The organism is Thermodesulfobacteriota bacterium, assembly GCA_040758155.1.
Lineage (GTDB): Bacteria > Desulfobacterota > Deferrimicrobia > Deferrimicrobiales > Deferrimicrobiaceae > UBA2219.
On sequence record JBFLWB010000024.1, the window covers coordinates 1 to 11,332 of the forward strand.

9 protein-coding genes and 1 riboswitch are annotated in these 11,332 nt (G+C 66.2%); all 9 genes read right to left on the bottom strand.

The window, feature by feature from the left end:
- A partial coding sequence (locus AB1346_01745) for an MjaI family restriction endonuclease (protein ID MEW6719154.1) occupies positions 1 to 317 on the bottom strand: 317 nt, incomplete at its 3' end.
- Positions 317 to 1,564: a DNA methyltransferase gene (locus tag AB1346_01750; GenBank protein ID MEW6719155.1), complete on the bottom strand. Its 1,248-nt coding sequence runs from the start codon at positions 1,562 to 1,564 to the stop codon at positions 317 to 319. The genes AB1346_01745 and AB1346_01750, both read right to left, overlap by 1 nt.
- 38 nt (positions 1,565 to 1,602) lie before the next feature.
- Positions 1,603 to 2,706 carry an aminofutalosine synthase MqnE gene (gene mqnE, locus AB1346_01755; GenBank protein ID MEW6719156.1) on the bottom strand — a complete coding sequence of 368 codons (1,104 nt, stop codon included), beginning with the start codon at positions 2,704 to 2,706 and terminating at the stop codon, positions 1,603 to 1,605.
- A complete protein-coding gene (locus tag AB1346_01760) occupies positions 2,681 to 5,146 on the bottom strand; it encodes a GAF domain-containing protein (protein MEW6719157.1) in 2,466 nt (821 codons plus the stop codon). Before AB1346_01760 ends, mqnE begins: the two co-directional genes overlap by 26 nt.
- A 9-nt stretch (positions 5,147 to 5,155) precedes the next feature.
- Positions 5,156 to 6,616: a glycogen synthase GlgA gene (gene glgA / locus AB1346_01765; protein ID MEW6719158.1), complete on the bottom strand. Its 1,461-nt coding sequence runs from the start codon at positions 6,614 to 6,616 to the stop codon at positions 5,156 to 5,158.
- Between the two features lie 16 nt (positions 6,617 to 6,632).
- Positions 6,633 to 7,628 (bottom strand): galactose-1-phosphate uridylyltransferase, encoded by a 996-nt coding sequence (gene galT, locus AB1346_01770; GenBank protein ID MEW6719159.1) that lies wholly within the window; start codon positions 7,626 to 7,628, stop codon positions 6,633 to 6,635.
- 46 nt (positions 7,629 to 7,674) lie between these two features.
- Positions 7,675 to 8,031: an RNA polymerase-binding protein DksA gene (gene dksA / locus AB1346_01775; GenBank protein MEW6719160.1), complete on the bottom strand. Its 357-nt coding sequence runs from the start codon at positions 8,029 to 8,031 to the stop codon at positions 7,675 to 7,677.
- A 106-nt stretch (positions 8,032 to 8,137) separates the two neighbouring features.
- The gene (locus tag AB1346_01780) at positions 8,138 to 10,051 is read right to left on the bottom strand and encodes a TonB-dependent receptor (protein MEW6719161.1); all 1,914 of its coding nucleotides are present in this window, start codon (positions 10,049 to 10,051) and stop codon (positions 8,138 to 8,140) included.
- A 46-nt stretch (positions 10,052 to 10,097) separates the two neighbouring features.
- Positions 10,098 to 10,223, bottom strand: a riboswitch (cobalamin riboswitch).
- 20 nt (positions 10,224 to 10,243) lie between these two features.
- A complete protein-coding gene (locus tag AB1346_01785) occupies positions 10,244 to 11,056 on the bottom strand; it encodes an ABC transporter ATP-binding protein (GenBank protein ID MEW6719162.1) in 813 nt (270 codons plus the stop codon).
- Positions 11,057 to 11,332 lie beyond the last annotated feature (276 nt).

Sequence of the window (11,332 nt, forward strand, 5' to 3'; positions counted from 1 at the left end):
CCATAAATCGTCTGAATCTCTGATCGATAGCCATCGAAGGTTCGGTTGATAACCAGATTGATGATGAAATCGATGCAATCTTGTTCCGTAACGTCTTCAATTTCCGCCCTGCATACCTCTGATACCTTCACAAACAGCTTCCTTCCCAAGTCTTCCAGATGCCCCTTTTTATAACCGTTCTCATAGTAATATCCCTCCCATTCAGCCAATTCCTTTGGGGCGCATTTCCGGATCAGGTCCGCAACAGCACCCACCCGACTTTTCTTGGTCAGCCCCCACCGCATGTTCGCTTGGTTCAGGATCCATTCCTTCGGCATCACACCGCCTCTTTCCGGGAAAGAAATTTCGCCTTGTAGCGGAAATCGTATCCGGTCTCCACGTCAACCAGACCGCTTTTGACAAGGTGGGCATTGACGAAAGTCTTGTTGGCCAGGTAGACATAGCACATCAAGCGACCGTCGGGGTCATGCTTCAAGCTGTCATATTTCAGATACACTTTGTGGCCGTTCATCTTATCCTTCAGGAATTTCATTGCTTCGGCTTTTTTCCGGGGAATCTCTTTGATTCCGATCAGGCGGACAGCCATGCCGTTGTTCAATTCGAGCACCTCGGGAGACAAGACCTCCGAAACGGTAAAAAACGTCTCCCTGGCAGGATCCGATCCGTCGATTTTCGAACCGAATCGAATCTTCTTCGGATCGACCTTCTTGTCGAACCGGACCGGATCCGAGAACACATACGGCAACTCTTTTATCCTTGCCGCGTAGTCCGGCTCCCGCCGGTTCGTGCTCACTATTTCAAGGCGGGAGTCTCCGAACAGCTCCGGCTGGTCGCCGCCGACTTTTTCGATGATCGCAGGGACGAAGCTCTGATTGATCTCGTATCCGACGGAATTACGATCCAGCTTTTTCGCGGCCGCCGAAGTCGTTCCGCTGCCGAGAAAGGGATCGAGCACCACGTCCCCCACGAAACTGAACATCCGGATGATGCGCCTCGGCAACTCCTCGGGGAACATCGCAAGATGCCCGTTCTGCTTCTCCCCCGGAAAATTCCAATGGCCGGCGAAAAACCGGTTCCACTCTTCCGTCGACATCTTCGATTGTTCCTTTACTTCGTCCGACACTTTGGGCGATACCCCGTATTTTTTGAAGATCAGTATGAATTCGTAATCCAGTTTGAGGATTCCGTTCCTCGGATACGGAAACGAGCCCATGATCGAAGCGCCGCCGGTCGTGTTGCACGTGGTGACCTTCTGCCAGATCACGGCGCCCATGTAATCGAAGCCGGCGGCTTCGCAGAACTTGATGATCTCGGTGCGGATGGGGATGATCTTGTACCTGCCGTAATACACCGATCTGGCGAACTGATCGCCGATGTTGATGCACAGGCGGCATCCGTCGTGGAGCACCCGGCGGCATTCGTTCCACACGAGGTTCAGGTTGTTGATGTAATCCTCGTAACTGTCGTTGAATCCGATCTGCCCGTCGGTTCCATAGTCCTTCAACTGCCAGTAGGGAGGCGACGTCACGACCAGGTGGACGGAATCGTCCGGGAGCTCTTTCATCCACCGGGAGTCCCCGATGATCACCTTGTGGGAAGTCGTCATGTCGGGGACCCTTCCGCCGGCCACTCCCGGATCACGTTGTAGAGCGTGTCGCGCTCCACGGGGATCTTCCCCGCCTGCCGGATCAGCGTCACCAGCTCTTCGACCGTCATCTCCTGCCCCGTCGACGCCCCCGCCGCGTGGGAGATGCGCTCCTCCACCACGGTGCCGTCGATGTCGTCCACGCCGAAATGGAGGGAGACCTGGGCCAGCTTCGCGCCGATGTTGATCCAGAACGCCTTGACGTGCCGGAAGTTGTCGAGGTAGAGCCTCCCTACCGCCAGCGCCAGGAGGTCCTCCACGCCCGTCGTGTGCCCCTTCGCGATGTCGGTGTTCTTCGGGTGGAAGGCCAGCGGGATGAACGACTGGAAGCCGCCCGTGCGGTCCTGCAGCTCCCGGAGGCGCCGCATGTGGTCGACCCGCGACTCCAGCGTCTCGACGTGGCCGTACAGCATGGTGGCGTTGCTCTTCAGGCCGGCGCCGTGGACCGCCTCCATCACCTCGAGCCACCGGTCGCCGGAGATCTTCTCCGGGCAGATCTCCCTGCGGACCTCCGGGGCGAAGATCTCGGCGCCGCCGCCGGGGAGGCTCCCGAGCCCCGCTTCCTTGAGCTGCGCGATCGTTTCCGCCAGCGGCAGCCCAGTGATCTGCGCGAAATAGTCGATCTCCACGGCGGTGAACGCCTGGATGTGCAGCGAGGGGCACCGCTCCCGGAGGGCGCGCAGCATGCGGAGGTAATAGTCGAACGGCAGCTCCGGGTGCAGCCCTCCCACGATGTGGATCTCCGTGGCTCCCTGCTCCTGCGCCTCCGCCGCCCGGCGGAGGATCTCCTCCGTCGTCATCGTGTAGGCGAGCGGCTCCTCCTTGCCCTTGCTGAAGGCGCAGAACCGGCACCGGTTCACGCAGATGTTCGTGGGGTTGACGTGCCGGTTCACGATGAAGTGCACCCGGTCCCCGTTATTCCTGCGGTTCGCCCCCTCCGCCATCTCGCCGACGGAGAGAAGGTCCCTGCTCCGGTAGAGCGCGAGCGCGTCGTCTTCGGACAGGCGCTCCCCCGCCTCCGCCTTCCCGCGGATCTCAGCCAGTCGCGTCTTCGCCGTCATCGCCCTTTCTCATCTGCCCGAGGATTCTGTCGCCCGCCCCCGTCTCCTTCGGGATGAGGGGGAGGAAGATGGAGAAGGTTACGCCATGGCCCTCCTGGTTGTCCAGATGGATCTCCCCTCCGTGCCGGTCCACGATCGCGTGGACGATGGTCAGCCCCAGCCCCGTCCCCTTGGCCTTGGTGGTGAAGAACGGGTTGAAGATGTTGTGCACCGCGTCGTGCGGGATCCCGCCGCCCGTGTCGCTCACCCGGAGCGTCACCCCCGCCGGCTCGGGAGGCAGGGAGGGGCGCGTGGTGATCGTGAGGGTGCCGCCGCCTTCCATCGCCTGGATGGCGTTGTTGATGAGGTTCCACAGCACCTGCTCGATCTGGTCCGGGTCGGCGAAGATCACGGGGAGGTCCGGGGAGAGGTCGGTCCCGGTCGCGATGCGGGCCTCCTGGAGCTCGTCCCGGAATACCGCCAGCGCCTCCCGGACCTGCCGGTTCAGATCCAGGCTGCGCAGCTCGGGAGCCGCCTCCCGGGAGAAGTAAAGCGTCTCGTGGATGATCCGCTCGAGCCGCTGCACCTCCTTCAGGATGATCTGGGCGTACCGCTCCACGGTGGACCGGTCGCTCACCGGATTCTCCGCCTTCGCCATCCGCCGGGCGAACCCCCCGATCACGGTGAGGGGGTTCTTGATCTCGTGCGCGATCCGGGCGGCCATCTCGCCCAGCGCCATGAGCTTCTCGCTCTGGAGGAGGCGGTCCTGCGTCGAGCGGACGGTGTGGAGCGCGTTCTCGAGCGACTCGTACAGGGAGACGTTCTCCATGGCAAGCGACGCGTTTGATGCGAAGGTCGTGAGGACCTGGACGTCTTCGTCGGTAAGGTCGCGGTCCCGGAACATGTTGTCGACGTAGATCGCCCCGTGCGGCTTCCCCTTGATCACGAGGGGGACGGATGCGAAGACCGCCGAGTGATGCCCGCAGAACCCCGCGCAGAAATCGGGGGCCTTCTCAGAATCGGGCACGTCGCACCGGTTCGCGGACAGGATCGGACGCTTCTCCAGCACCGAGCGGACCACCATGCAGCCGGCGTCCCCCATCGGGATCCGCAGCCTGTCCACGTCCGTCCACAACAGCTCCCGGATCCCCTCCCGCGCCTCCCCGGAACCCTCCTCGAGCAGCTCCCGCGGAAGGCGGTCGATCCACCGGACCTCCTTCCGGTCCCGGGGCCCCATCGCCATGCGGCCCACGAGTTGCCTGCCGTCCTCGGAGAGGAGGAACAGGATCGCGCGGCTGAACTTCAGCCCCCCGGTCGAGACGAGCGAGAACAGCATGGACTGGATCAGCCGCTCCGTCTTCACGGTGGACATCATCACCCGGGCGATGTCATGCAGCGCGGAGATCCGCCCGACCTTGTCCTGGTTCTCCTGCGCCAGCCGGCGCGCCTTTTCCAGCGTCGTCGCGTGCTCGATCATGTTCGCGAGCTGGGAGCAGACCGTCTGCATCAGGTGCACCGCCTCCATGTCGAAGTGCTGCCCGGGGGTCGAAGAGTAGTAGCTGATGACCCCCAGCGACTGCTCCTTGGAAACGATGGGCAGCCCTAAGTAGGAGACGATGCCGCGCGAGGCGAGCTCGTCGTAATGAGGGGAATCGTCGGGGCCGTTGATGAGCAGCGGCCGACGCTGCTGGAAAACCTGGAACGCCAGCCGTTTCCCCGGCGAGCGGAACTCCCGGCGGAGCCCGGGCCGCCCGTACCCCTCGTCCACCATCACCCGCAGCGGCCCGCGCCCGCCGGCCGCCAGCCGCACGGTGCACCCGTCCGCCGCCAGCAGCCGCGTCGTGGACTTGGAGACGTAGCCGAGGATGTCCGGCACCTCGAAGGAGGAGATGATCGCGCGGCCGATCTCGTTCAGCGTGATGAGCTCCGACACGCGCTTCCGGGCGTCGTGGTACAGCTTGCTGTTGCGGATCGCCCCCGCCGACTCCGTGGCCACGACCTGGAAGAACGCCCGCTCCTCCTCGGTGAACCGGGCGGGCCGAAGCGTGGACAGGTTCATGACTCCGTACAGGTAGACGTCGTCCATCACGGGGACGGAGAGGATCGAGGCGAAGTCGTCGAGCTCCCGGGGGACCGCCTGGGGGGGGGGCGTCTCCTTCACGTCCGGGAAGAACACCTGCGCCCTTCGGTACGCCGCCTTGCCGGCGACCCCCTCCCCGGAACGGATCGCGAATTCCGGCTGTCCCGCGACGTCGCTCCCGGCGCCGGACGCGATCCACGGCACCAGGTCCTCTCCCCGCGGCTCCCGCCGGAAGATGACGGCGCCGTCGACCCCGCCCTCGCGGCACAGCAGGTCGCAGATGGACTTCAGCCGGTTCTCCACCAGGATGTTCGAGTTGGAGATCTCTACGACCCGGGAGAGGAGGGCGAGGAAGGAGTGCTTGTCCATTCGGTCGGACATGCGGTGGCGCTACCCTTCCCGCCCCCGTTTCCGGAGCGCCTTCCCGTAAAGGTCGACGTATTGCCGGGCGGAGGCCTCCCAGGAGAAATCCTTCGCCATTCCCCGCCGCGCGATCCCTTCCCAGCGGGGACGATCGGCGAACGCGGCGACCGCCCGCGAGACCGCGTCCTTCATGTCGGCGGGGTCGTACCCCTGGAAGACGAATCCGGTCCCTTCCCCGGGGCTCACGTCGGCGTCCGTGACCGTGTCGGCCAGGCCGCCCGTGTTGCGGACGATGGGCACGGTCCCGTACTTCAGGCTGTAGATCTGGTTCAGGCCGCACGGCTCGTAGCGGGAGGGCATCAGGTAGGCGTCGGCGCCCGCCTCGATCTTGTGCGCGAGATCCTCGTCGTGCGCGATCCGGACGGCGATGCGGCCGGGATGCCTCCGGGCGAGGTCCGCGATCGCCTCCTCGTACTTCCGCTCCCCGCTCCCGAGGATGACCATGCGCAGCGGCTGGTCGGCCAGCCACTCGCCGGCCTGCTCGACGAGGTCGAACCCTTTCTGCACGGTCAGGCGGCCGACGATGCCGATCAGCAGCTCCTTCCCGTCGGGAAGGCCGAACTCGGAGAGGAGATCCTGCCGGCAGAGCGCCTTCCCGGAGAGGTCCGCGGCGGAGAAGTTCGCCGCGATCCGGCGGTCGGTGACGGGGTTCCACTCGTCGTAGTCGATGCCGTTGACGATCCCGAAAAGGTCTTCCCGCCGCTCGTGCAGCACTCCCTCGAGGCCGTACCCGAACTCCTCCCTCTGGATCTCCCGGCTGTAGGTCGCGGAGACCGTGGAGAGGACGTCCGCGAACACCAGCCCCCCCTTCATCAGGTTGATCTTCCCGTAGAACTCCAGCGCCTGCGGAGTGAAGAGATCCCACCCGAGGCCGGTCATCGGGAGGTCGTGGTTCCAGAACAGCCCCTGGTAGCCCAGGTTGTGGACGGTGTAGACGGTGGCCAGCGACCGGAACGGCTCGCCGTCCGCGTAGAGCGTCCTCGCGTACACGGGGATCAGCGCCGCCTGCCAGTCGTGGCAGTGGAGGATGTCGTACCGGCGCCCCGACCGCCGGATCCACTCCATGACGCCGCGGCAGAAAAAGGTGAACCGCTCGCAATTGTCGACATAATCCCCGTCCCGCGTCCCGTAGAGGAACTCCCGGTCGAAATACCGGTCGTTGCGCACGAGGAAGACGCGCTCGCCCGCCGCCCCCTCCGTCTCCTCGACCGTCCCGGCCTCCTCCCGGTGGCCCAGCGGAACGCGGATCTCCTGCGCCTGGTCCCACAGGGGGAACCGGTCCTTCCCCACGCACCGGTAGTACGGAAGGACCAGGTCGGCTTCGACTCCGATCCGGCGCAGCGCCCGGGGCAGCGCCCCGGAGACGTCCGCGAGCCCTCCCGTCTTCGCGTACGGCACCGCCTCGGGAGACGCGACGAGGACCTTCATTCCTCCTTCCTCCCGCTCATTCCGCCAGTTCCCGCATGAACTTCGCCGATTCCTCGGGAGGGGTCGGGTTGATGTAGAAACCCGATCCCCATTCGAACCCCGCCACCTTCGTCAGCTTCGGCATGATCTCCACGTGCCAGTGGTAGAAATCCACCGCCCTCTCCTCGAAGGGGGCGCTGTGGATGATGAAGTTGAACGGGGGGTTCTCCAGCGCGATGTTCAGCCGGCGGAGCGTCCGGCGGAAGACGGCGGCCAGCCCCATCGCCTGCCCTTCCTCGATCATCTCGTAGGCGCACTGGTGCCGCTTCGGAACGATCCAGGTCTCGAAGGGGAACCGGGGGGCGTACGGAGCGAAGGCCAGGAAATCGGCGGTCTCCTCGACGATGCGGTGCTTCTGGTCGACTTCCTGGGTGACGATGTCGCAGAGGAGGCAGCGGTCCCGGAAGCGATAATACTCCCGGCAGCCGATCATCTCCTCCATCACCCGCTTCGGGATGACCGGCAGGGCGATGAGCTGCGAGTGGCTGTGGGTCAGGGAGGCGCCGGCGGCCGCCCCGTGGTTCTTGAAGACGATGACGGACTTGAAGCGGCGGTCCTTCTTCAGGTCGAGGATGCGCTCCCGGAACGCCCACAGCACGTCCCGGATCCGCTTCTCCGAAAGATCGAACAGGTCGACGTCGTGCTTTTCCGTCTCGATGACGACCTCGTGCGCCCCGATCCCGTTCATCCGGTCGTAGATCCCGTCGGCCGCCTTCCCGAGCTCCCCTTCGATGCGCAGCGCGGGGAACTTGTTGGAGACCACGCGCAGGGTCCAGTTCGGGTCGTTGGGGCTGCCGCCGTCGCGGTAGGCCAGGATCTCGGGCGGGGTCATGCGCTCGCTCCCGGGGCACAGCGGGCACATGCCCGTCCGCCGCTGGACGGGCTCCCGCGCGAACTCCTGGGGCCTCTTGGCGCGCTCCCTGGAAATGATGACCCATCGGCCCACGATCGGGTCTTTGCGCAACTCCGTCATATGACCTCCGGCTGCCGTGCGACCTGCGGGAGTTCCCTGGCGGGCGTTACCTTACCTCTTCCTCCTCCGCTTCGGTCTTGCAGTCGATGCAGAGGGAGGTGACCGGCCTCGCGATGAGCCGCTTTTCGTCGATATCTCCCCCGCAGCTCTCGCAGATGCCGAAGGTTCCGCTTTCGATCCGCTTGATGGCCTCCTTGATCTTGGCGAGGTGTTTCCGGTCCCGGTCGCGGAGACGGAGGGTGAAGTTGCGGTTCGATTCGAGGAGCGCGCGGTCGGTGGGGTCGGGGAAATTCTCGTCCCCGACGGTGGTCATGTCCACCACGGTCCGCTCCGCCTCCGCCATCGCCTCGTCCAGCTGCTGCTGGAGGACGACGCGGCATTTATCGACGAGGTTGCGGTCCATCGAGCGGACACCCCCGGAGGAACGCATATAATTGAATAAACTATCGCGTTTCCCGCGGGGTGTAAAGATGCGCCGGGGCGGGAAATGCCGCGCCCCGGCGCGATTTTCAGAGGACCACTTCCATCCCGAGAAGGACGCCGATCCCGGGGGAGGGGTGTCCCCTCCGCTCCTCGTACCGCCGGTCCAGGAGGTTCGACACCTTGCCCACCAGGGCGATCTCGCCGGATTCCGGGTCCTGCGTCCTCCAGCGGTACCTCCCGAACAGGTCCACCCGCGAATATCCCGGCCGCCGGGGATCTTCGCCGTTCGGCGGGGCGTCGAGCATGTCGTCCTCGATGCGCCAGTCCCCGCGGAGGGTCAGCCCCGCCGCAGGCGTGCAGACGAGCGAGACGCTGCCTCGGTGCGTCGGGACGGCGAGGATCCTGCGCCCGCCCAGCGCCTCCCAGGTGTCCGTGAACGTGTACGCGAGTTCCGCGGCGACGTTCTTCAGGAGGTTCCATGCGGCGGACGCCTCCACGCCCCGGGAGAAGGCGCGCCCCTTGTTGAGCATCTGCCCGAACCCCTGCGGTCCCGTCCCCAGGGTACCGTCGAACTCGATCAGGTCGCGGAAGGACTGGTAGAACCAGGTCGCGGAAACGAGGGCGTCCCCGCCCGCAAGAACCGCGTCGGCCCCCGCCTCCCAGGAGAACGACCTCGCCGGGCGGAGATCCGGGTTGCCGACCGACGGGTCGGTCTTCTCGTCGACCGTGGGGGTCCGGAAACCGCGGCCGGCCGCCGCCCGAAGGCGCACCCCCGTGGTCCCGATCTCCCGATACGCCGCAAGGCGCGGGTTCACCTCGGTCCCCGCCTCCGTGTTCCGGTCCACCCGCACGCCGGCGCTCAATCCGGTCCCCTTCACCGGGCGCCACTCCTGCTGGAGGAACGCGGACCGGTTGATCGTCTTGCCGAAGGAGGACGAGGCGCCGGAGAAGCTGTCCTGGTCCTTCCCCGTCAGGCGGTCCCGGGTGTACTCCACGCCGACGAAGGTGTCGGAACGCTCTCCTCCGATCACGCGCGCCATGAGCCCGAAGACGGATTTCCGGGTCCTCGTGTCGCTCGTGAAGGAGAACGGGAACAGGTCCTCGGGGTCGGCGGCGTCCTTCTGGAGCGACCTTTCGTCGTGGACGCTCGCTGAGGCGGTTATCTCCAATGCCTGGGAGAGTCGCGATTCCAGCCTCCCGCCCGCGAGGATCCCCCGGCGGGTCGAGCGATGGTCGTCGTCGTTCGTGTTGCCGAAATCGACGGGGATCCCCTTTTCCAGGTCCGTGCCCAGCACGAGGAAGTGCGCCCTGCTCTTCTCCCCGACCGGGACCTCTCCCCCGCCGAGGAACGACGCGAGGTTGCCGTCGTCGTTCTCCATGATCCCGTCGGTCCGGAAGCCGGCGCCTCCCAAGTGGTAGCTCCCTCCCTTCCCGCCCCTCTCGGTGAAGGCGTTCCACTGCAGCGTCGTGAAGCTCCCCGCGGCGATCCCTCCTCCGTGGCGAGCGCCCTCCTTCGGGGCCGGCGGGAGGAAGTTCACCACGCCGGACATGGCGTTGGAGCCGTACAGCGCGCTCTGGGCGCCGCGGACTACCTCTACCCGCTCGAACCGCGCGGCCGGCAGGGAGCCGATGTCGAACAGCCCAAGGCTCGGGCTGTTCACCGGGAAGCCGTCGATCAGGACGAGGGTGCCGGTCGCCTGCCCCCCGCGGAGGCGGATGGACTCGATGTTCCCCATGCTGCCGGTGCGCTGGACGTCCACGCCGGGGAGCCCCGGGAGGACGTCGCCGGCCAGCGCCGGGACCCTCAGCTCGATGTCGTCGCGCTCCACCACGCTGACGGCGGACGCCTGCTCGGAAACCTTCTCTTCGATGCGGGTGGCCGTGACCACCACGGGGTCCATGACCACCGGGCCCTCGGCCGCGGGGAGGCATGGCGCCGCCGCCGCGAGCAGCAGGAACGCCGAAACCGACCGACGCAACGCCCTGAACGTCTCTTTCATCGTTTCTCCTTTCCCTCGAAAGGGCTTCATGGATTCAGGGCGGTCCGGGTATTCTGGCTTCCGGCAACCTACTCCCCGCGCCTTCCCGGCCTGACTTCAGGCCAGTGGCGATCCTGCGGGTTTCGTTCCAGTGACAGATGCGGGGCAGCGACGGATTCCCACCGTCTTCCCCGGTTCCCCCCTGTTGTGACGCTAACGATTTCCCTTGCCCGGGTCCTCCCGCCGCAGCGGCGTGACGCGGATCGCGCCGGTCGCGGGATTCCGGTCGCACGCGACATCGACTCCGTACGCGGCCCGGATGTTCCCGGGCGTCAGCACCTTCTCCGGCGCCCCCTCCGCCGCCACCTTCCCTTCGGACAGCAGGACGATCCGCTCCCCGTACTCCGCGCATAACGACAGGTCGTGGGAGGCGACCAGCGCGGCGACCCGGCGGTGGTCCTTGAGCCGCGCGACGATCTCGTGGAACGCCACCCGGTGGCGGATGTCGAGGAACGCCGTGGGCTCGTCGAGCAGCATCACGTCCGCCTCCTGCGCGACCGACCGGGCGACGGTGGCCCGCTGCCGCTCCCCCGCGGAGACTTCCGACAGCGCGCGGTCCTTCAGCTCCGACAGCTCCGTCATCTCGAGCGCCCGCGCGACCTGCTCCCGGTCCTCGGGCGTCGTCTCCCCGAAGAAGCCCTGGTGGGCGAACCGCCCGAACGCGACGTATTCCGCCACGGTCATCGGGAAGTCCACCGGTGGATCCTGCCCTACCGCCGACAATAGCCGCGCCATCTCGCGGCGCGGGTACGAGCGGGGGGGGCGGCCGAACAGTAAGACCTCGCCGGACGCCGGCGGAAGAAACCCCGACAGCACCTTGAGCAGCGTGCTCTTGCCGGAGCCGTTCGGCCCCAGCAGGATCGTCGCCTCGCCGGGGCGCAGATCGATGTCCACCCCGCGCAGCACTTCCCGGTCGCCGTACCGGAACGCCACGTTGCGCGCGGACAGGACGGGCTTCACCCGCATTTCTCACCAGCCTCCTACTGCGGCGGCGGATACGGGCATGTCTACTGCGTTGCGCTCGGTCGGGCTCCTCGACGCACCGTCAAGTGCGCCTCCGGGGCCCTCGGTCGCGACGCCTTGTAGCCACGCCCGTCTCCACCGCCTCGCTACGGACGCTGGTGAGAAATGCGGGTTCACGACCGCCCCCCGTTGCGCCGCAGGAGGAAGAGGAAGAAGGGCGCCCCCGCGAGGGCGGTGACCGCCCCCACCGGAAGCTCGCCGGAGGGGGACGCCGTGCGG

Excerpts from the sequence above, each read along its gene's own strand:
- glgA (MEW6719158.1), bottom strand. The coding sequence starts at position 6,616 with ATGAAGGTCCTCGTCGCGTCTCCCGAGGCGGTGCCGTACGCGAAGACG.
- galT (MEW6719159.1), bottom strand. The coding sequence starts at position 7,628 with ATGACGGAGTTGCGCAAAGACCCGATCGTGGGCCGATGGGTCATCATT.
- mqnE (MEW6719156.1), bottom strand. The coding sequence starts at position 2,706 with ATGACGGCGAAGACGCGACTGGCTGAGATCCGCGGGAAGGCGGAGGCG.
- AB1346_01785 (MEW6719162.1), bottom strand. The coding sequence starts at position 11,056 with ATGCGGGTGAAGCCCGTCCTGTCCGCGCGCAACGTGGCGTTCCGGTAC.
- AB1346_01760 (MEW6719157.1), bottom strand. The coding sequence starts at position 5,146 with ATGTCCGACCGAATGGACAAGCACTCCTTCCTCGCCCTCCTCTCCCGG.
- AB1346_01750 (MEW6719155.1), bottom strand. The coding sequence starts at position 1,564 with ATGAAAGAGCTCCCGGACGATTCCGTCCACCTGGTCGTGACGTCGCCT.
- AB1346_01780 (MEW6719161.1), bottom strand. The coding sequence starts at position 10,051 with ATGAAAGAGACGTTCAGGGCGTTGCGTCGGTCGGTTTCGGCGTTCCTG.
- dksA (MEW6719160.1), bottom strand. The coding sequence starts at position 8,031 with ATGGACCGCAACCTCGTCGATAAATGCCGCGTCGTCCTCCAGCAGCAG.